The 20,262-nt window shown below is 60.7% G+C and carries 21 protein-coding genes, 1 tRNA gene and 2 pseudogenes; 11 read left to right on the top strand and 13 right to left on the bottom strand.

Translation table 11 applies throughout. The annotated features are described in order from the left end of the window. The first annotated feature begins 27 nt into the window (after positions 1-27). Positions 28-195 (top strand): hypothetical protein, encoded by a 168-nt coding sequence (locus BG455_RS17400; RefSeq protein WP_170124760.1) that lies wholly within the window; start codon positions 28-30, stop codon positions 193-195. Positions 196-963: 768 nt separating this feature from the next. On the opposite strand, the gene BG455_RS16210 is transcribed toward BG455_RS17400, so the two are convergent. Then, a tRNA-Gly gene (locus BG455_RS16210) sits at positions 964-1,038 on the bottom strand. Positions 1,039-1,202: 164 nt separating this feature from the next. Here BG455_RS16210 and BG455_RS16215 point away from each other — a divergent pair. After that, positions 1,203-1,415, top strand: a complete 213-nt coding sequence (locus BG455_RS16215) for a hypothetical protein (RefSeq protein WP_071471050.1) — start codon at positions 1,203-1,205, stop codon at positions 1,413-1,415. On the opposite strand, the gene BG455_RS16220 is transcribed toward BG455_RS16215, so the two are convergent. Beyond that, positions 1,387-2,022 (bottom strand): J domain-containing protein, encoded by a 636-nt coding sequence (locus BG455_RS16220; RefSeq protein WP_071471051.1) that lies wholly within the window; start codon positions 2,020-2,022, stop codon positions 1,387-1,389. The genes BG455_RS16215 and BG455_RS16220 overlap by 29 nt on opposite strands. 123 nt (positions 2,023-2,145) lie before the next feature. Here BG455_RS16220 and BG455_RS16225 point away from each other — a divergent pair, with 123 nt between their 5' ends. After that, entirely contained in the window at positions 2,146-2,403 is a 258-nt protein-coding gene (locus BG455_RS16225) for a BolA family protein (protein WP_071471112.1), read from the top strand. Between the two features lie 21 nt (positions 2,404-2,424). Here the strand turns inward: BG455_RS16225 and BG455_RS16230 are convergent, their stop codons facing one another. Further along, a complete protein-coding gene (locus BG455_RS16230; protein ID WP_071471052.1) occupies positions 2,425-2,820 on the bottom strand; it encodes a hypothetical protein in 396 nt (131 codons plus the stop codon). Positions 2,821-3,055: 235 nt separating this feature from the next. Here BG455_RS16230 and BG455_RS16240 point away from each other — a divergent pair, with 235 nt between their 5' ends. The 3 genes from BG455_RS16240 to BG455_RS16250 all read left to right on the top strand — a co-directional run bounded on the left by BG455_RS16240 (position 3,056) and on the right by BG455_RS16250 (position 5,258). Next, entirely contained in the window at positions 3,056-3,526 is a 471-nt protein-coding gene (locus tag BG455_RS16240; RefSeq protein WP_071471054.1) for a MarR family winged helix-turn-helix transcriptional regulator, read from the top strand. Positions 3,527-3,666: 140 nt separating this feature from the next. Next, the gene (locus BG455_RS16245) at positions 3,667-4,320 is read left to right on the top strand and encodes a helix-turn-helix domain-containing protein (protein ID WP_071471055.1); all 654 of its coding nucleotides are present in this window, start codon (positions 3,667-3,669) and stop codon (positions 4,318-4,320) included. Between the two features lie 86 nt (positions 4,321-4,406). Continuing rightward, a complete protein-coding gene (locus BG455_RS16250) occupies positions 4,407-5,258 on the top strand; it encodes a fumarylacetoacetate hydrolase family protein (protein WP_071471056.1) in 852 nt (283 codons plus the stop codon). Positions 5,259-5,543: 285 nt separating this feature from the next. On the opposite strand, the gene urtE is transcribed toward BG455_RS16250, so the two are convergent. From urtE to urtA, 5 genes are all read right to left on the bottom strand, one after another. After that, positions 5,544-6,239, bottom strand: a complete 696-nt coding sequence (gene urtE, locus BG455_RS16255) for an urea ABC transporter ATP-binding subunit UrtE (RefSeq protein ID WP_071471057.1) — start codon at positions 6,237-6,239, stop codon at positions 5,544-5,546. 66 nt (positions 6,240-6,305) lie between these two features. After that, positions 6,306-7,046, bottom strand: a complete 741-nt coding sequence (gene urtD, locus BG455_RS16260; RefSeq protein WP_071471058.1) for an urea ABC transporter ATP-binding protein UrtD — start codon at positions 7,044-7,046, stop codon at positions 6,306-6,308. Further along, positions 7,043-8,248 carry an urea ABC transporter permease subunit UrtC gene (gene urtC / locus BG455_RS16265; RefSeq protein ID WP_071471059.1) on the bottom strand — a complete coding sequence of 402 codons (1,206 nt, stop codon included), beginning with the start codon at positions 8,246-8,248 and terminating at the stop codon, positions 7,043-7,045. Before urtC ends, urtD begins: the two co-directional genes overlap by 4 nt. Before the next feature lie 4 nt (positions 8,249-8,252). Further along, positions 8,253-10,217: an urea ABC transporter permease subunit UrtB gene (gene urtB, locus BG455_RS16270; protein WP_071471060.1), complete on the bottom strand. Its 1,965-nt coding sequence runs from the start codon at positions 10,215-10,217 to the stop codon at positions 8,253-8,255. A gap of 72 nt (positions 10,218-10,289) precedes the next feature. Continuing rightward, positions 10,290-11,567, bottom strand: coding sequence for an urea ABC transporter substrate-binding protein (urtA, locus tag BG455_RS16275; RefSeq protein WP_071471061.1), 1,278 nt, complete (start codon positions 11,565-11,567; stop codon positions 10,290-10,292). Positions 11,568-12,040: 473 nt separating this feature from the next. Between urtA and BG455_RS16285 the strand changes: the two genes are divergently transcribed. Together BG455_RS16285 and BG455_RS16290 are read left to right on the top strand one after the other, a co-directional pair. After that, positions 12,041-12,994, top strand: a complete 954-nt coding sequence (locus BG455_RS16285) for a Stealth CR1 domain-containing protein (RefSeq protein ID WP_071471063.1) — start codon at positions 12,041-12,043, stop codon at positions 12,992-12,994. 174 nt (positions 12,995-13,168) lie between these two features. Beyond that, positions 13,169-14,503: a cytochrome-c peroxidase gene (locus BG455_RS16290; protein ID WP_071471113.1), complete on the top strand. Its 1,335-nt coding sequence runs from the start codon at positions 13,169-13,171 to the stop codon at positions 14,501-14,503. Between the two features lie 113 nt (positions 14,504-14,616). On the opposite strand, the gene mog is transcribed toward BG455_RS16290, so the two are convergent. Genes mog through ubiT form a run of 4 tightly spaced genes read right to left on the bottom strand, consistent with a single transcriptional unit; the run spans position 14,617 to position 17,599 of the window. Then, complete coding sequence (gene mog, locus BG455_RS16295; RefSeq protein WP_071471064.1) at positions 14,617-15,174, bottom strand: molybdopterin adenylyltransferase; 558 nt, start codon at positions 15,172-15,174, stop codon at positions 14,617-14,619. A 45-nt stretch (positions 15,175-15,219) separates the two neighbouring features. After that, positions 15,220-16,125, bottom strand: a complete 906-nt coding sequence (gene ubiV, locus BG455_RS16300; protein WP_071471065.1) for a ubiquinone anaerobic biosynthesis protein UbiV — start codon at positions 16,123-16,125, stop codon at positions 15,220-15,222. A 4-nt stretch (positions 16,126-16,129) separates the two neighbouring features. Then, positions 16,130-17,107: a ubiquinone anaerobic biosynthesis protein UbiU gene (gene ubiU / locus BG455_RS16305; protein WP_071471066.1), complete on the bottom strand. Its 978-nt coding sequence runs from the start codon at positions 17,105-17,107 to the stop codon at positions 16,130-16,132. Beyond that, the gene (ubiT, locus tag BG455_RS16310) at positions 17,108-17,599 is read right to left on the bottom strand and encodes a ubiquinone anaerobic biosynthesis accessory factor UbiT (RefSeq protein ID WP_111361308.1); all 492 of its coding nucleotides are present in this window, start codon (positions 17,597-17,599) and stop codon (positions 17,108-17,110) included. A gap of 185 nt (positions 17,600-17,784) precedes the next feature. On the opposite strand from ubiT, the pseudogene BG455_RS17725 reads away from it, so the two are divergent. From BG455_RS17725 to BG455_RS17735, 3 genes and pseudogenes are all read left to right on the top strand, one after another. Continuing rightward, positions 17,785-18,027, top strand: a pseudogene (locus tag BG455_RS17725) (UbiD family decarboxylase); the annotation flags it as partial. Positions 18,028-18,132: 105 nt separating this feature from the next. After that, complete coding sequence (locus tag BG455_RS17730; protein WP_425438775.1) at positions 18,133-18,684, top strand: UbiD family decarboxylase domain-containing protein; 552 nt, start codon at positions 18,133-18,135, stop codon at positions 18,682-18,684. Continuing rightward, positions 18,668-18,817: pseudogene (locus tag BG455_RS17735) on the top strand (NnrS family protein); the annotation flags it as partial. The gene BG455_RS17730 and the pseudogene BG455_RS17735, both read left to right, overlap by 17 nt. Positions 18,818-18,904: 87 nt before the next feature. Here the strand turns inward: BG455_RS17735 and BG455_RS16320 are convergent. After that, entirely contained in the window at positions 18,905-20,245 is a 1,341-nt protein-coding gene (locus tag BG455_RS16320) for an amidase (RefSeq protein ID WP_071471069.1), read from the bottom strand. Positions 20,246-20,262: the final 17 nt, after the last annotated feature.

Below are 20,262 nucleotides of genomic sequence, written 5' to 3' on the forward strand. Positions count from 1 at the left end.
CGTCGTCATAGGCACAAGGTGACGTAATTGAGCACAACCGTCAACACTTTTTCCTTCAAATTTTGTACCCACTCACAGCTCTCGCGTGGCAGGTTCAAAGGGAGGACAAAACAGCTTGTGAAAACAGGCCGCATCGCATTTCTGGTGTTGCACACGCGCCGCACCGAAGAAATTTATGACACCATGTTTATCTGAGAGCTTGATCAAAACCGTTATACCTCTGGCTGCAAGTCCATTGCGGCTGCAGGGTGTTGTCCCACGGTCGAAACGCAGAGCAAAACAACCTCGTCTTGCGACAAACAGCCGGTCAGGACGATTCGTCCAAATGACAAACAATGGACACTCTCGAAGAGGGCTGGCGACTGGCTTTCGTCTTGAGCGACGCTGCATGTCTCTGCCAGATGTGACGATCTACATAGATAGTCTTCGACTGCACGCCATTGCTCAGCAAAAGCTAAATCCAAACAATTATATTTATCGACAAAATCACTTACCGATTTGTGATACACAATGGTCCGATAGACGGGGGCACTGGGTGGCTGACTCATTTACCTTGCCTTTCTAATACAGCGGTCCAAGCGGCAACGAGCCGCTTGAAAGTTAAATTCCTTCTCCCCCGAGCTTGTGTTGAGCGCGTCTGCGTAATGCGCACGCCCGACCGTTCAATCCATGTCACTCCGTTTAATCAGAGCATGTTGACCGGCTCCCACCAGTAGTCGCTTTGCACACCACCCCTAAGACTAACCTTCTATATTTGGTGGTTAACTCACTGACTGAGCACAATCAGTCGTTTTCAAAGTAGAGTCGTCAACGACTATTTTTGCACGAAAGCTATGAAAATTAACTTGACGTTCAGCAGCACCCCGTAAGTGCCGACAAAGACTCAAAAGTTAATGTTTGGCTGCGCTGTCGAGAGGGTGAAAAGCAAAAAGACCGTTGCTTCGCAGCAACGGTCTTTTTGATTGGAGCGGGCGATGAGATTCGAACTCACGACCCTAACCTTGGCAAGGTTATGCTCTACCCCTGAGCTACGCCCGCGTCCTTTGGGTGAGTGCGATCTACAAACTATCCCCCTGCGCCGCAAGAGGGAAAACCACACAATCACAGATTTTTTCATCGCACCCCATAAGAGCGCCCATGTCACAGCCCATTTACCTTTTCGCGGTATCAAAGGGCCATGTGTCAAAGATAGCGAGGCTACCATGCAAGAGTCGACGATCACCGCCAAAGGCGCGCGCCACGAAACCGCCGATATGCTGCGACTGGAGGATTTGCGCCGCTTGCGCGCGCTTGAAGGCAGTCTTGCCCGGATCGACAGCCCCCCTGCCCCGCGCCGCACACCAAATATGATGCAGCGCGCGGCGCAAGCCATTGTCAGGCTGCTGCTCAATCGCGGAAGTTTCGGCTATCCTTGATCTGGTCCCACGCCCAGACAACTTCTTGTAGCCTGTCTTCATCGGTGCGCGCGCCTGCGTTCCTGTCGGGGTGCAGGTCTTTCACCAGACTTTTATATTGCTTGCGGATATCTGTCCGCGACCAGCTGTCGCGCGCATCCAGTATTTCCAGCGCCTTGCGTTCTGTTGCAGGCAATTTGCGTGTGCCGCCCATGCGCGATTCACGGCCCGGGTTTTGCGTGGCCTTGTCGCCCAATACCTGATGCGGGTCTTCAATGCCCAAGCGCTGCCATGCCAGCCGTTCGTCATTATTGCCCAGCGGCTTGGTGGACCGGCCCCAAACCCTGTCCCGCTCCATCTCGTCCATCATCTCGGCTTCGGTCTGGCCTTCGAAATAGTTCCATTTCAGGTTGTATTCGCGGGCGTGATCTTTGCAGAACCAGATGTATTCGGTCAGCATATCGGGTGATTTCGGGCAGCGATACTTGCCATCCTCGTCGCAGCCCGGATGTTCGCACTGGCGCACGGATGTTTCCCACGCGCCAGACATGCCACGGCGGCCACGCGTGCGTTTTTTCTTATCCGTCGAGGCGCGGATGTCGAAATCGAAAAGGGGTTTGCGGTCCATGCGGTATCCTGTGCGGCCTGTAATCTTGTGCTGGGATCGAAAGCGCGGGGAAGTCCCCTTTCCGATCCGGAGGCAGCAGTCTAGATATGTTTGGCAAATGATTGAAGAGGGAAGACAGCCATGATGCGACTTTGTGAAGAAATCGAGGCGCGACTAAATGATGCATTCACCCCGCAAGAGCTGCATGTCGAGGATGACAGCGAAAGCCATCGCGGCCATGGCGGCTGGCGCGAGGGGGGCGAGACACATTTCAATGTGAAGATTCGCGCCCCCGGTTTTGCCACCATGTCGCGCCTGCAACGCCACCGCGCGGTACATGCCGCCCTGGGGGCCGATCTTGTGGGCCGAATCCATGCGCTTGCGCTGGATATCGACGCCTGACCCTGCCCCGCCGCTGCGGCGTCACTCGTCCTTGCGCGGTGCGAACATAGGCTCCCTGCGGTTGTCATATATGGGCCTGTCAGCGCTGGGGCTGTCTATGGCGGGGGGCTCCACATAGTCCGGGCGGGGTTCAAAACTGGGGCGCACGGTGTCTGTGCCGACAACATGTTCGGCCAGTTGTTCTGCCTTTTGCCTGCGAAAGATCAGCAGATGGTTTTGCACCACAGTCTTGCCTGTCAGGCCCTTGCGTTCTTCGCTGGGCAGACATTCGCTGCGGCAATATTCCCACCCCTCAGACGACAATTCATTTAAAAGGGTTGTTATTTCATGGGCATACCGCTCGGCCGGGGTTTTCAACCCCTTGATTTTCTGACCGCGAAGCGGTGCGGGCAGGGCAAGATACTCGTACAATTGCATTGGCAGTCCTGTCTTGGCAACTTATCGCAGCGCAGCTTGTACGACATTGCCGCGCGACGCAACACCACAGTTTTTGGCCCGCCACAGCATATCGGCGGCCGGGCACGACCGGCCAGCTGGTCCTGTCGCGCCAGATGGCCAGATTGGTTGCAAATGCAATGATTCTGGCTATGGTGACACGGCACCAAGGCAGGCACGCCGCGCCTTTCACATGCAGCAACAAAGGGCATCCGCCATGAAAGACAATGTCCAGCTTGACGGGTTTTTCCCCTATAAACTGGCCATCGCCGCCGAAGCCTTCTCGCGCTGCCTGATGAATGTCTATGGGCGCCGCTACGGGCTAAGCCGCGAGGAATGGCGGCTGTTGTTCCTGCTTGCAGGGGTCAAGGAGATGACCTCGCTTGAATTGGGCCAGCGCACCACGCTGGACAAGGTGCAGGTCAGCCGCGCGGCACAGAGGCTGGAAGAAAAGGGCCTGATTTCGCGCGCGATTGCGCAAAGCGACCGGCGTTTGCGGCTATATGCCTGCACTTCTACCGGCAAAGCGCTGTTTGCCGAAATCCTGCCACAGGTTGAAACACAGGCCAGCGATATTCTGCGCGCCATGCCCCCGCCCGACCGCGCCGCGCTGGAACAAGGGCTGGCGGCCTTGTTGTACGCAATCGAGAGCACGCAACCCCAGACCACAGATCAACCGCTGGCGTGACGCGCTTGCGCTTTGGCCCGTCCAGCAGAACCCCAAGATCAACGTGTTATTTGGGTTGCTTCGGTTTATACTCTGGTGAAACACGCGCCCCGCACAGACGCCAAAACTGGCGACAGGCGCAGAATTCTTTCGGAGTCAGCATGCCCCAGACCGCAAAGCAGACCAGCAGCAAAGCCACGCTGATGCAAGACCCCCACCGCCTGCGCGAGGAGCGCGAAAAAGTGCTGGAGGTGGCGATCGGCCGCGAATTGCGCGCATTCCGGCGGCAAAAAAGCATGACAGTGGCCGAACTTGCGGCAATTACAGGGCTGTCTATCGGGATGCTTTCCAAGATCGAGAATGGCAACACATCGCCCTCTCTGACCACGCTGCAAACACTGGCCCATGCCCTGAGTGTGCCGCTGACATCTTTCTTTCGGGGCTTTGAAGAACACCGCGAGGCGGTGCATACCAAAGCCGGTGAAGGGGTCGAGATAGAGCGCGCGGGCACGCGGGCGGGGCACCAATACAATCTGCTGGGTCATATCGGGGCGAATGCCAGCGGGGTAATGGTGGAACCCTATCTGATTACCCTGAACACCCGCGCCGATATTTTCCCAACCTTCCAACATGCCGGAATCGAGACGATTTACATGCTGGAAGGGGAATTGCTGTATCGCCACAGCGACCAGCTGTACCATTTGCGCCCCGGTGACACGTTATTCTTTGACGCAGACGCCCCGCATGGCCCCGAAGGGCTGGAAAAACTGCCTGCGCGCTATCTGTCGATTATCGCCTATCCGCAAAACGGCTGATCCGCTGCGCGGCAGGGGCGTTGCGGCACCGGCACAGGGCCGTTATGACCTGCGAAGCGCGACTGCGAACCATAGGGGGGAGAGCCATGAAATTGCTGCGTTGGGGCCAGATCGGGCAGGAAAAACCCGCCATGCTGGATGCGCAAGGCATAGCCCGCGACCTGTCAGGGCTGGTGCCGGATATTGCAGGGCCGGTGCTGTCTGATACAGGGCTTGCAATGCTGCGCGCGCTGGACCCGGACACCCTGCCAGAAGTGCCCAAGGATGCCCGCCTTGGCGTCTGCGTGGGCGGCACGGGCAAGGTGATCTGCATCGGGCTGAACTATTCCGACCACGCCGCCGAAACAGGCGCCAAAGTGCCGCCAGAGCCGATCACCTTCATGAAGGCCACCTCGGCGCTATGCGGGCCGAATGATCCGATCATCATTCCCGCAGGGTCCACAAAGACCGATTGGGAAGTGGAACTGGCGATCATCATTGGCACAACCGCGCGCTATGTCCAACAGGCCGATGCCTTTGGCCATATCGCGGGCTATACCATCGGCAATGATGTCAGCGAACGCGACTGGCAGGCGCATCGCTCGGGGCAATGGACGAAGGGCAAAAGCTCGGACAATTTCGGGCCGGTGGGGCCGTGGCTGGTCACCCGCGACGAGGTGCCGGACCCGCAAAACCTGCGTCTGTGGCTAAGTGTGAACGGCGAGAGAATGCAGGATGGGACCACGGCCACAATGGTCTATGGTGTGGGGTTTCTGGTCAGCTATCTCAGCCAGTTTTTCACCCTGCACCCCGGTGACATTATCATGACCGGAACGCCCCCCGGTGTGGGGCTGGGAATGACGCCGCCACGCTACCTCTCGTCCGGCGATGTGGTGGAGTTGGGCATTGACGGGCTGGGCCAGCAGCGACAGGACGTGATCGCTGACCCAAGGGGATAGGACAGCCCCCTGAAGCGCACTGCCACCAGCGCCAAGGCGGTGTGGGAATTTTGGGGCTGCTTTGCCGGGCTTCGCGGACGCTGGCTTTCTGGGGGAAAAGCCGCGTAGCGTCGGGCCGCGGTGCGGCGATGCTCGCCCTCTGCTACAGCGCTTTATGCTGGCCAAATCCGCGCAAGAACAAGGCTTTGCGCGTAGCCAAGCCAAATCGCCGTGCCGTGGGTGCGACCCGGCGATGCGCGGCGGCGCTTCGCGCCTTTGTTCCGCGCAAGGTATGCCCCCAAGCCCTCAGATCGACACCCGTTCCAGAATTTCCTGCTTGGTGACAGCATTCGCGGGTTTGGCCAGAACCACCTCGCCCCGGTTCAGCACGCAGAATTCATCGGCCAGCCCATAGGCGAAATCGAAATACTGCTCGACCAGCACGATGGCGATTTCGCCTTCACTGCGCAAAAGCTCGATCACCTTGCCGATCTGCTTGATGATATTGGGCTGGATGCCCTCGGTCGGTTCATCCAGCAGCAGCACTTTGGGGCGCGCGATCAGGGCGCGGGCGATGGCAAGCTGTTGTTGCTGCCCGCCCGACAAATCCCCCCCGCGCCGGTCTTTCATTTGCTCCAGCACCGGAAACAGATCGTAAATCCGCTCTGGTATCCGGTGTTCAGAGCGGGGCAGGCAGGCAAAGCCGGTTTGCAGATTCTCGGTCACTGTCAGAAGCGGAAATATCTCGCGCCCTTGCGGCACATAGGCGATTCCGGCCTGCGCTGCTTGGGCGGCACTGGGGTGGTGCAAGACCTTCCCCTCCAGCGTCAGCGTTCCGCCAGAATAAGGGTGCCGCCCCGCAATCGCGCGCAGCAGGCTTGTTTTGCCCACGCCATTGGTGCCCATCACAGCTGTGACGGCCCCCACGCGCGCCTGAAGCGAGACGCCCCACAGGATTTGCGATGCCCCGTAATGCAGGGTCAGATTGTCAACTTTCAGCATCCCGCCCCCTTGTGGCCACCAAACCCAGAGGTCCCGGCGCAAGGCCGGGACTGCGCTGGCTTTGCTTCAGCGCCCCAGATACACATCAATCACCTGCTGGTTTTTCGTAACATGGTCCAGTGACCCTTCGGCCAGAACCGCGCCTTCATGCAGCACAGTGACGCGGCACTCCAGCCTGCGGATGAATTCCATGTCATGTTCAATCACCACCACTGCGCGGGTTTTGGCGGCGCGTTTCAATAGGTCGGTCGTGTGTTCGCGCTCGGCCGGGGTCATGCCAGCGGCGGGTTCATCGACCAACAAAAGGCGCGGGTCTTGCGCCAGCAACATGCCGATTTCCAGCCATTGCTTTTGCCCATGGCTCAGATCGCCCGCGCGGTGGGCCAGCCGGTCGGACAGGCCAATCTCTTCGGCCAGCTCCACAATCCTTGCGCGGTCACTCTCGGCGGCTTTCCAGATCAGCACAGAAAACGGCCCGCGCTTGTTCTTCAGCGCCATGGCCAGATTATCATGCACGGATTGATCTTCAAACACAGTCGGTTTCTGGAACTTGCGGCCAACCCCCGCTTTCGCAATCTGGCTTTCCGAGAGTTTCAGCAGATCGATCGAGCGTTCGCCCCACAGGACTTTGCCAGTATCGGGGCGGGTCTTGCCGGTGACAATATCCATAAAGGTGGTTTTGCCCGCGCCATTGGGGCCGATCACCGCGCGCAATTCAGGCTCTCCGATTGCGATTGACAGGTTGTTGATGGCGCGAAACCCGTCGAATGTGACCGACACGCCAGAGACTTCGAGAAGCGTGCTCATGGCTTTTTCCTGACCAGATAGTCGAACAGACCGCCCATACCCTTGGGAAAGAACAAGGTGACCGCGACAAAGCCAAGGCCCAGAAAGACCAGCCACCAATCGGTCCAGACAATGCGGAACAGGCCCAGATCGATATTCGGCGCGCCCCCCCCTGTCAGCCAGCTGGACAGAAGCGAGACAGAGGCAGCACCGATCACCGCGCCATACAAGCGCCCCCTGCCCCCGATCGCCACCCAGACCGCAAGGTAAATACTGGCGATGGGCGCGATTTCGGCAGGGTTAATGATGCCCGCTTGCGGGTAATACAGCGCGCCTGCGATGCCCGATATGACAGCGGTGATGGTGAAGACAAAGAGCTTATAGCCTTCGACATTGTAGCCAAGAAAGCGCACGCGGGCTTCATTGTCGCGGATGGCGCGGATCACACTGCCGAATTTGCCCGACACAACCCATGCAAACAGCAGATAGCCCGCGCCCAGCGCAACGGCGGATGCCCAGAAAAACCACATCGAGATCACCGATTGGGGCACATGCTGATAGCCGGGAATGTTTTGCAGCCCCGACAGCCCGTTATTGCCGCGCAGGCCCGTGTCGTTCTGGAACAGATACAGCGCCAGCGCCAGCGTCATGGCCTGTGTCAGGATCGACAGGTAAACGCCGGTGACGCGGCTGCGGAATGCCAGCCAGCCAAAGACCAGCGCCAAAAGCCCCGGCACCAGCACCACCATTGCCAATTGAAATGGCAGCGAGCCTGCAAAGCTCCAGATCAGGGGCAATTCGGAACTGCCCACCACCCCGAAAATCTGCGCCGCCACCCCCTCTGCGACCTCCAACTCGGTCGGCGGAATGGTCCCGCGCCCCAGTGAATCGCGGATCACGATTTCGGTGCGCGCATACATCAGCCACATGCCAATCGCATAGCCCCCCAGCCCGAAAAATGCGAAATGCCCAAGGCTAAGAATGCCGCAATAGCCCCAGACCACATCCATGGCGATGGCGATCAGGCACAGGCACAGCGTCATGCCAAGGATCTTGACCAGATTGGTCGAGATGGCCCCGATCCCGAACCCTTCGGACAGAATGGTGACACCAAGGGTGAACAGCCCCAACAGCCCCATGAACCACAGCACAGACGGGTTTGCGCGCAGAAAGCTGCCGCGCGGTGCAGGGGCCGTGGTGACGCGGGAAATCTCTATCGACATGGACTCAATCTCCGGCGGCGCGGCCCTTCAGGGCAACAATACCCTTGGGCCGGAACTGAATGAACAGGATGATGAACAAAACCATATAGGTCTGGGCGGCCAGCGTATTGGCGGGGTTGAACCACTCGATCCCCTTTTGCAAAAAGCCGATCAGCGTGGCGCCTGCCAGCGTGCCGAAGACAGACCCGACACCGCCCACCACCACTGTCATGAAACTTTGCACGATATAATTCGCGCCCATCTCGGATGTGACCTGCGCCACCAGCCCGATGGACACGCCTGCAACGCCCGCAATGCCAGACCCCAACCCGAAGGTCAGCATATTGATCCGGTCTGGGTTGATGCCCATGCTGGCCGCCATGCCGGGGTTCTGGGTGACCGCGCGCACTTCCAGCCCCAGCCGCGTGCGGTTCAGGATATAGAGCAGCAGCAGAAGGAACCCGATGGCCATGGCAAAGATCGCAACGCGGATCGACGCAACCGACACCAGATCATTGACCTGTATCGCCCCTGCCAGCCAATCCGGCGCGGTCAGCGGGCGGGCTTGGGTGCCAAAGATATTCTTGGCCAGCTGTTGCAGCGCGATAGAGATACCAAAGGTCGCCAGCAGCGTTTCCAGCGGGCGGGTATAGAGGTGCCGGATCACCAGCCGCTCCATGAGCACGCCTGCGGCAAAGGTAACCAGAAAGGCCAGCGGCAGGGCAACCACCAGCGAGACAGTGTAATCAGGGATCACCGTCTGCACCACATAGCCGGTATAAGCGCCCATCATGATGAACTCGCCATGCGCCATGTTGATCACCCGCATCACCCCGAAAGTGATCGCCAGACCAATCGCGGCCAGAAAGAAGATCGAGGCCAGCGACAGCGCATCAATCGAAATGCCCACAAATTGCCAGATTGAAATGCGCGTGCGCGTGCTGTCCAGCGCGTCGCGCGCGGCCTGCGTCACCGCAGGGTCAGCCTCCAGATAAGCGTCATAAAACACATATTGCGCGACAGCCGCTTCCATATCGGCCGTTGTCACCAGCGGGGCCACAGTGCCTGCCTGTTCCAGCGCCAGATAGGCCGCGCGGCGCGCCTCGTCATTGTCCAGTTGGTGGACAGGTATGCCGCCGACCGTGCCATCCACCACATTGGCGCGCAACACATCGCGGATGGCATTTCGGCCCGGACGCGCCGGGGCCAGCCCAGCATCCGACAGCACGGCATAGGCGGCGATCAGGGGCATATCATCGCCCGGCACGCGCAGACGGGCGACATTCGTGCCCTCTGGCACCGCCTCGCCAAAGCCTGATTGGGTTTGCAAAATCTGGTTCAGCGCGCGCCGCGCTTCGGTGCTGATATCGCCGCGCAAACCGTCTATGGCATCGACGCGGGTGGCGGTGTCTGTGGCAAAACGCGCATTCAGCAGGTCCAGCAAGCGCTGCATCCGCACGGCAATGGCGCTGTCTTCCTCTGCCTCCAGCGCAATCTCCAATGCCTCGATCTGCTCGGCATCAGGGCTGCGCGCGATACTGTCCAGTGCGGCCAGACGGCGCGCGGGGTTGGGGTTAAGCAGTTCAAACTGCACAAGAGCTGCATTCACTTCGCGCCGCACACCCGCATTGGGGCGGATCTGGTTCACATCGCGCGAACTGGCCGTGCCTGCCTCTGCGCCGCTGTCAATGTCGATCAGCACAAGGTTCCGGTCGGCCCCCTCGCGCGCGAAAAAGAAAAAGCCATCTTCGGGGCGCTCATACACTTCGCGGTCAGACCATGCGCGCAAAAACGCCACTGTTCCGGGGGCATCTGCCGTAATCAGGGCTGCCAGCATTTCAGGCACTGTCCCGCGTGACGGGCTGGCCACAAGCGGCTGAACCGTTTGCAACACATCCTGAAGCGGGGTGTCGGACTGCGCAGAGGCGCGCAGCGGCGCAACAAGGATCAGCGCGATCATAAACGCAATGCAAGGCAGCAGGCGCAGCATGGGCGGGGTATCTTTCGCTTGGGTCTTGGGGGGTGGGGTGCGGGGACAAAGCCCCGCACCCCCTGAACAGGATCAGTAGTTCGAGGTCAGCTGAACACAGGTTTCAGTCGCCGTGTCGAACATGCCGCATTCCAGCTCTTGCCAGTCGCTGACCAGCGTTGCGCTGTCTTCAAGGAAGGGCGACCAAGCAAGGCCGGGCACTTCTTCGGTCTGGCTGATGATGTCAAACTGGCCATCCGCACGGATCTCGCCAATCAAGACAGGCTTCGACAGGTGGTGGTTGGTGTTCATCACCGCTGTGCCGCCCGTCAGGTTGGGGAATTCCTGCCCCCACATGGCTTCGCGCACGGCATCCACATCCGTGGTGCCAGCCGCTTCCACGGCATTCACCCACATGTTGAAGCCGATATAATGCGCCTCCATCGGGTCATTGGTGACGCGGTTCTCATCGCCGATAAACTCGTGCCATGCGGCAATGAATTCTTCATTCGCAGGCGTATCGGCAGACATGAAGTAGTTCCACGCCGCCAGATGTCCGACAAGGCGCGAGGTATCGAGGCCCGAGAGTTCCTCTTCCCCCACCGAGAAGGCCACAACCGGAATGTCATCCGCGCTTACACCCTGCGCCGCCAATTCGGTGTAAAAGCCGATATTCGCGTCACCATTGATGGTGGAAATCACGCCAACCTGCTTGCCACCTGCCCCAAGGCCGATCACATCGCCCACGATCGTGGACCAGTCCGCATGGCCGAAGGGGGTGTAGTTGACAAAGATATCTTCCGCCGCAATCCCCTTGGACAGCAGATAGGATTCAAGAATGGCATTCGTCGTGCGCGGATAGACATAGTCGGTGCCCAGCAGCGCGAAGGACTCAACGCCAAGCTCTTCGAGGAAGTAATCCACTGCCGGAATGGCTTGCTGGTTTGGTGCCGCACCCGTGTAGAACACATTGCGCGAGCTTTCCTGCCCTTCATACTGGACAGGGTAGAAGAACAGGCCATTCAACTCTTCCAGCACGGGCAACAGCGCCTTGCGGCTGACCGATGTCCAAGCGCCGAAAATGACATCAACCTCATTCACGGTCAGCAACTGGCGGGTCAGTTCGGCAAATAGCGGCCAGTCCGAGGCAGGGTCAACGACCACGGCTTCCAGCTGGCAGCCCAGCACGCCGCCCTTGGCGTTTTGCTGGTCAACCAGCATCAGCATGACATCGCGCAATGTGGTTTCGGAAATCGCCATACTGCCTGACAGCGAATGCAAGACGCCAACCTGAATCGGGCAATTTGCATAGGCGGGCGCGGCAAGCAGGGCCGTGGTGGCAGCAGTGGTCAGCAGGGTTTTCTTGATCATGGAATGCATGCTCCTGTGAAGGGACTGCGCGCATCTGGAAAATTGACTTGAAAGCGAAATCGCACTCCCCATCTCCTCCAGAGCAGCAGTCATATGTTGCGCATGTCCGGCAGTGTTCATCTGCCAGGATAGGGCTGTCGGACATGCATTCGACGATTTAATCGCAGGGCAGTTATTGACACTTGCCAGCGGCGGCGCAATTTCCGACGCAACCACGCGCATCAAGAAGCGGATCATTCGGAAAAATGCCCATAAATTCAGCTAAACTCTGGCCCTGCGCCCAAAATTTATGCTGCATTGCAGCATAGGGCGCGTGGCTTTGGGCGAATCTTGCGCGCCAGCGCGCAAGGCCTATGCCATGACTGGCTGCCGAAACCGGTTGCGTTTCGTATAGCCGCCGCTTACGCGCAGACACTGCCACGCGCGGCACCCGCCAGCGCATCTCAAGATTGGACCTCAGCTTGACCTGCCCAATGCCCGAAGACAGCCCCATTGATGCCGTCATCACATGGGTGGACGGGGCCGATCCCGCGCATGTGGCCAAACGCATGCAGGCACAGGGCAAGGCTGTGCAGGCGCTGCATCCCAACGGGGTCAATCCGCATCGCTGGGGCAGCAGTGACGAATTGCGCTACTGCCTGCATTCTCTGGCCAATCACGCACACTGGCTGCGCCATGTCTGGATCGTCACCGATAACCAGACACCAGACCTGTCCGCAATTCCCGCAGCATTGGCCCAGCGTATCAGCATCATCGACCACAGGCAGATATTCAGCGGCTTCACCCAATATCTGCCCACCTTCAATTCGCTGTCCATCGAAACCATGCTGTGGCGCATTCCCGGTCTGGCCGAGAGGTTTCTTTACTTCAACGACGATGTGTTCCTGACCGCCCCGCTTGGCGCGGAAGATGTGTTTCACGGCGCAGTGCCGGTCCTGCGCGGCAAATGGGCAGATTACAGCGCCCTCGATGGGGACCGCGCCAAAATGCGCGACCCCGCCCTGTTCAACCATTTCACCCAGATCAATGCCGCGCGCCTTGCGGGCTTTGCGCCTGTCCGCCTCTGGACCAGCGCCCATGTCGTCCACCCGATGAACCGCACCATCATGGCGCAGCTGTTCGACCAGTTCGAGGGCGCGTTCACCGCCAATCTCGCCCACCCCTTCCGCGACCTGTCACAATTCCAGCCGATGGCGCTGCACAATCACATCTGCATCCGCAACGGCAATCACATCACCCCTGCGACACGCGACTATCTGCATCTGCGCAGCGGTGCTGTCATCGACCTGCCCATCGAGGCGGTTCAGGCCTATCTGCGCCGCTCGGTCCTGCCTGACGCGAAATTTCTTTGTGTCAACGACCTGCCCCAAGTCGAACAGGCCATGCCCGATGCGCGCTACTGGATCGAACGCGCCATCAGCGCCTGATCCCGCCGCAACCCTCCCCCCATTTTCTTGCGCCAAATACTCCGGGGGTGAATTGGCCGCAGGCCAAGAGGGGGCAGCGCCCCCTGATCCCCCCTTGCGCGGGCAGGAATGGGGCCTTGTGCTGCGCGCGATTGGGCGGCACTCTTGGCCGCATGCACCATTGGCGGGGGGACCATGTTTCAGCATGCGGCATTCGGGATAGGCTTTTGCACTGCGCTGGCCGCAGCCCCCCTTTATGCAAACCCTGCCCTGCCAGACCCCGTGCAAGACGCGCTCTATGCCCAGCACGCGCCCGATCTGGTGCAACTGGGCTGGCATCTGTTCTATGACCCGATCCTGTCGGGCAACCGCGATGTGGCCTGTGCAACCTGCCACCATCCGGAATTTGGCACATCGGACGGGTTGTCTTTGGGGCTTGGGGCCAAAGCCAGCGGCCTTGGCCCTGCGCGCATCGCAAACCCCGACACCCCGCCAGAACAGCGCATGCCGCGCAATTCGCCCGCATTGTGGAACCTTGGCGCGGCAGAGTTCACCCGCATGTTCCATGATGGCCGGATCGAGGTGGACGCAAGCCGCCCCTCTGGCCTGCGCACCCCTCTGGAAGAGGATATGGTCACAGGCTTCGCCTCGCTCCTGTCGGCGCAAAACATGTTTCCCGTCCTCTCCCCCGATGAGATGGCGGGCCATTACAGCGAGAATGAGATCGCGCAGGCCGTGCGGCAGGGGCGACTGACAGGCACGGGCGGCGCTTGGGATCTGATCGCCGCGCGCATCCGCGCCATTCCTGATTATGCCAGCCGGTTTGTGGCCCTGCATGACGATATTGCCACGCCTGCCCAGATCACCTTTCCACATATCTCGAATGCCATCGCCGCCTTTGTCGCGGTCGAGTTCCGCTCGGACACCAGCGCGTTTGATGCATATTTGCGCGGCGCGGGCAGTTTGCCAGATGAAGCGCAGCGGGGCTTGGGGCTGTTTTATGGCCGCGCCACTTGCGCCAGCTGCCATTCCGGCCCGTTCCAGACCGATCACGGCTTTCATGCGCGCGGGGTGCCGCAACTGGGGCCGGGCAAGGCCGCGCGGTTTGAATCGCACAAGCGCGACACAGGCCGCATGCGCGTCACAGGGCGGGCCGAGGATGCTTTCGCCTTTCGCACCCCATCCCTGCGCAATATCGCCCATACCAGCCCCTATGGCCATGCCGGATCGCATGCGACGCTGGCAGGTTTCATCCGCGACCATGCCGACCCTGTCGCGGCCCTTGCCCGCTATGACCGCTCACAAGTCATTCTGCCTGCGCTGGATGTGCAGGATTGGCTGATCATGGACGACCCTGCCGAGCGCGCCGCGATTGCTGCTGCCGCCCGCACCCCGCCCATTACACTAAGTGACACCGATATCGCCGATCTGGTGGCGTTTCTGCAAACCCTGTCCGACCCACAGGCATTGGCAGGGCGCTTGGGTGTGCCGAATACCGTACCAAGCGGGCTGGAAGTGCCGCGCCGCTAGTGTTCCACCTGACACAAGCTATTCGATGAGGGCTTGTCGGGCATACCCCGCGCGGCATCAAAGCGTCCAGCGCTGCAAGCGCTTATCGGGCACCTTGCGGCATATGGCGAAGATTAGCCAGCTTTGGGCCGGAACGCCGCGCAGCGCGCGGGGTCGGTATCGATCCGCGCCGCGCCAATCAGGTCCAGACAATAGGGCACAGCCGCAAACACCGCCTGCAGACATGTCGCAATCGCAGCGGGCTTGCCGGGCAATGTGATAAACAGGGTTTGGCCCCGCACACCGGCACTTTGGCGCGACAGGATCGCAGTTGGCACTTCAGCGAGAGAGGCGCGGCGCATTTCCTCGCCGAAACCGGGCAGATCGAAATCGATGATATCGGCCAGCGCTTCGGGCGTGCGGTCGCGCGGGGCGGGGCCTGTGCCACCTGTGACCAAGACCAGATCGGCCCCGTCATCGGCCAGGGCGCGCATGGCATCTGCCACGCCCTCGCGCCCATCGGGGACAATCTGGCGCATGACCGTGACCGGCGAGGTGATGACGCGGCGCACCCAATCCTCGGCGGCGGGGCCGCCCAGATCGGCATATTCGCCGCGCGCCGCACGGTCAGAGACCGTCAGAATGGCGATCCGCGCGCCATTTTCACTCTGGCTGATATGTTCCACTGTCATCGCGCCTGCCCTTTCAGAAACCACCACCCTGCCCCATAGCGCAGCTTATACCGGCACAGCATGGCCGCGCCATGTTGCGCCAGCACTGTCCCGCCCGAAACCGTCGCAAAACTGCATGTCGGGATGGGCAGCACCCAGATTTTCGACCAGCGCCTGCGCAGACAGATCACCCGCCAGCAGATGCGCATAATCGGCGCAAAGCGCATCAAACCCCGCAGATTGCGGTTGCAAACGCAAGGCGCTGATGCCCATGTCCCGCAGCGCCACCGCATGGTCGGCCATGCAGGCATAGGCTTGGCTAAGGGTTTGCACCCCGTTTACTGTCAAAAAGCGCTGCCCCTCCAACGTGTCCACATCGCGGCCATCGGGGTCTTGCTCGCAGACAAACTGGCACGAATCCTTGGCGCGCTCATGCAGGCGTGCGTGGTAGCAGCGCCCCGAAATTGCCAGCGGCAGCCGCCCGTGGCCCCAGACTTCCAGCGCAACCCCCTCGGCCTGCGCCACTTCGGCCAGTACTGCGACGGATGCCATCGGCAATTCGGGCGGCAGGCAGATGCGCGTGGCCCCCCGCCGCGCCAGCCAGCGCAAAGTGCCTTCGTTATAGACATTGACCAGCGGCCCCACCCAGAAGGGCACGCCCTGCGGAATATGGTGCAGGGCAGACAGGTCATTCACTTCCACCGGCAGGCCAAGGCCCAGCAAATCGGCGGTCAGCTTGCGTTCACGCCTCAATGTGATCAGCGCAAGCGAGGTCAAGGCCACCTGCTTGCCCCCTGCCTGCAAGGAGTCCACCGCTAGCGGGATTTCATCTTGCCAGAAGGGCAGCCGCTTGGAACAGACCAATTCCCCCAGCACAACACGCGCCACAGGCGCGTCAGACAGGGTGGCGTAGAAACTGCGCACTGCATCGGCACTCCAGAAAAACGGGTTTGGCGCAACTGTCAGGTCCATTGCATCACCTCCATGTCTTGGCATAGGCGCCGGTGGTTGCGGCCTGCCCTTCGGACAGGCGCGCAAGGGCCAGCGCGGGCGGGTCGCGCCCGTCTTCCAGCGCATCTGTGACCGCGCGGAAGGCCCGCACAATCTGCGCGACATAGGCACGAGAGCGTTGCCGCCCTTCGATTTTCAGCGCCGTGACGCCCGCTTTTGCCAGCTTTGGCACCAGTTTTGACGCATCAAGGCTGACCGCATCCTCGAACACATGGCCGGTCTTGTCGCCAGAGGTGAAACAGCCCTTGCACAGTGTCGGATAGGGGGCAACGCCGCCTTTGGGGGTACGGTGGATGGTGAAGCCCCCCAACCGCGCCACGCTATCGGTGCCTTCGGTCGCATAATCCACATGTTCGGGGGGCGAGCAGACACCGTTCATATTGGGCGAACGGCCCGTGGCATAGGATGACAGCGAACAGCGCCCTTCGGCCATGACGCACAGCCCGCCAAAAACGAACACTTCGGTTTCCACATCAATCTCGCGGTTGATGGCGGCGATTTCCTCGACACTCAGCACGCGCGGCAGGACCACGCGGCGCACATCGAAGGCTTGCGCGTAGAAATTGATCGCATCGGGGTTGGCGGCGGCGGCCTGCACCGACAGGTGGCGGCGCAGGTCGGGGTGGCGCTCGGCCGTATGTGCCAATAACCCCAGATCGGCCAGAATAACTGCATCCGCGCCCGCTGTTTCTGCATCGGCCACAGCGGAATGCCATAGGGTTTCTTTCCCCGCAGTCGGAAAGGTGTTGATCGCCACCAGCACTTTTGCACCGCGCGCATGGGCATAGCCCACGGCCTGCGCCAATTCGCTGCGCGAGAAATTCAGGCCCGGAAAATTGCGCGCATTGGTTTCATCGGCAAAGCCGCAATAGATGCAATGCGCGCCCGCATCGACAGCGGCACGCAGGGCGGCGGGGGTTCCGGCAGGGCAGACAAGTTCCATTCAATACACCTCTGGTGTTGTGTCAGCGCGCGTCAGGTGCAGGCCGGTCAATCGCTCCAGCGGTGCAAGGCTTTGGCGCAGGGGCTTGGCCAGAAATGGCAGCGCGTTCGCAATTTCGGCGCCAAGGTCCAGTTCGGCATCATCCAGCGCGTTGCGCAGCGCCAGCACGGCAGAGGTGTCGCCCTCGATCTGCAACGCACCAGAGAAATACAGTGTGTCCCCATCCTCGGCCCCGTGCAGCATGGCCAGAAACGCCGCAAAGCTGCCCGCGATCCGCGCATCAGAGGCGGGCGCGGCCCCGCGCCGAAAGGCGCGCAATTGCGCGCGCGCCGGATCAAGCCGCAGGACGAAGGGCAGATCGGTTATGTCCAACTCGAAATGGTGATTTTGATATTTATCAATTCTATGCAAGATTTCAGGATGGGCATACAACAGGTTTCGCGCCAACTGGCTTAGCGCCATCGAGACAGGCCAAAGCGGCAAAATGCGCATTGGTGTTGTAAGTAATTGGGGAATTGTAACATTCCCTGTTGCCTCTGGCATCGCACCCTCCTGCTTTGGCAGACCAGTCTTGCACCCCTGCTTAGGGGAAGCGCGCGATTATTTGTTTGATTTATATCAATTACCGCCACGGCTCCGCCTGTTACACCCCGCCAAACCTTGCAGACAGGCTTGCCATGCGCCAACTTCCGCCTTTCCCCGATCTGCGCGCCTTCTTGCATTGGCTGGAGGGGCGTGGCGATATGCTGGGCGTTGACCAGCCGGTAGAGCTGCGCCACGAAATGACCGCGCTGCAACTGGGCGCGCTGCGCGCGGGCGGGCCTGCACTGCGGTTTGACCATGCCCATACGGGTGGCACCCGCGCGCGCATGCCGGTTGTCGCCAATCTGTTTGGCACGCGCGCGCGGGTGGCCGCGGGCTTGGGCATGACGCTGGCGGACTTGCCCATGCTGGGCGAAGTTCTGGCCGCCCTGCGCGCGCCCGCCCCTGTGGAAGGGGTGCGCGATGCGCTGTCACGCTGGCCCATGCTGCAAGCCGCGCTTCGCGCGCGGCCCCGAATTTGCCGCAGCGCACCTGTCCAAGAGGCGCGCGACATTGCCGATCTGACGCAAATTCCTGCCCAGACCCCATGGCCGCTGGATGCAGGGCCGCTGATCACATGGCCCGTGGTCATCACCCGCCCGCATGGCACGCAGGCCGACCAGATCGCGCGGTATAATCTGGGCGTTTACCGCGCGCAGGTGCTGGGGCCGGACCGGCTGATCCTGCGCTGGCTGGCGCATCGCGGCGGGGCCGCGATTGCCAGCGGGCTGGATGACACGTTGCTGACGCGGGCCGCTGGCGTGCAACTGAAGGAACGCCGCCCCCTTGTGCTGCTGGCGCGCGAAGCGCCGCTGACACTGGCACATCTGCGCAATATGACAGCGGTTACAGAAATGGGCGGCATCATCCTGCCGCCGGTTCCGGCCTTTTATCTGAAGCCCGACAATGTGCAGGCCATCACCGCGCAAATCGCGGCCCGCGCGGTGGATCTGTTGCGCCTTGGGGCCGCGCAGGCCAATGCTTGGCAGGGTTGAAGCGTATCGAGTCTTCTTCGGGCTGGCGGCACTCTGGACGGCGCTGTCCGTTCCACTGTGGCTGTCGGGCGTTGGCCCCCACACAGCCCACTGGCATGTCACAGAAATGGGGCTGGGCTTTGTCGCTGCCTTGATTGCGGGATATTCCCCAAGCGCAGTTGTCTTGTCTGCCCCCCATATTTATCGTGGCACAGGCAATCCCGCCCTGCCCCCCAGGGTTTTAGCTTGCCAGCCATTTCGCATGCTGCGCCAGCCTGTGATCGCCCCGCCCAAACCCACCAAATTGCAGGCCGAACGGCATGTCACGCACCCGCATCATTGGCAGGCTGAAGGCAGGGAAGCCAAGGAAAGTCCAGTACTGCAACAGCGTTCTGGACCCTGTCTGGCCAAGCCCTTCGGGCGCGGGACCGGACGCGGCAGGCAAGACAACCGCATCATATGTCGCCGACAGATGCTGAACACAGCGCCGCAATTCATCGCGCGCGGCCAGCATGCGCCCATATTCCTCGAATGAGACATCTTCACCAAGTGCGACCCACTCATGCAGGCGCTGGCTGATCTGGTCTGGCGCGGCCTGACAATAGTGCCGGAACCGCAACAGCATGTCATAGGCCACCATGCGCGGGGACATTTCGGGAATGGCACCCATGCGTTTCAGCACATCTGCAAGCGTGGCGTCCTGCGCAGGCTCGACAAGAGTGACCCCGCGCGCTTTCAGGGCCTCAAGGCAATTCTCAAAGGCCGACAGGCTGTCGCCGTCAAGTTCTTCAAACCCCTCTAGCCGCGCGACCGACAGTCTTTGGGGCATGACGGCTGGAAGCGGGCCATCGTCCGGCACAGGCAACGCCATAGGGCTATGCCCCGGCACGGTCCGTGCGATCCAATGCGACAGGCCCCAAGCGTCATCCACAGACTGGCCAATCGCACCCAAATGGTCATGCGTCTGCGAGACAGGGTGAATGCCCTCTATGGACAGGGCACCATGGCTGGGCTTGAACCCCACAACCCCGTTAAAGGAGGCAGGCCGCAGGATAGAGCCTTGCGTCTGTGTCGCAAAACCCGCCGGGAACATGCCGCTTGCCGCCCCCGCTGCGGTGCCAGAAGAAGACCCCCCCGGCGTATGCTTTGGGTTATGCGGGTTCGTGGTTGGCCCAGAGCGCCCAAGCGCAAACTCGGTGGTCACAGTCTTGCCCAAAAGAACCGCCCCCCCCAAACGCGCAGCGGCAACGCAAGCCGCATCGAAGCGCGGTTGGTTTTTTGCAAAAAAGGGGCTGTTCATTTCGGTGGGCATATCTTTGGTATCAATAATATCCTTCACCACGATTGGCATGCCATCGATTGCAGACAAGGGTTTGCCCGCGCTGTAGCGTTTGTCAGCCTCGCGCGCTGCATGCCGCGCATTCTCAAGGTCGAGATACGCAAATGCGCGGATCGTTGGCTCTTTTGCCTCGATATTGCGAATGCAGGCTTCCAGAAACGTGCTGGGCTTGCTGCGCCCGTTCAGAAAGTGCTGCCGTTCAGTCTGGAAGTTTGGCAAATCTGAGAGGAAGGATTCTGTCATGGCGGGACTCCTGCAAG

The sequence above is a fragment of the Roseinatronobacter thiooxidans genome (assembly GCF_001870675.1).
GTDB lineage: Bacteria > Pseudomonadota > Alphaproteobacteria > Rhodobacterales > Rhodobacteraceae > Roseinatronobacter > Roseinatronobacter thiooxidans.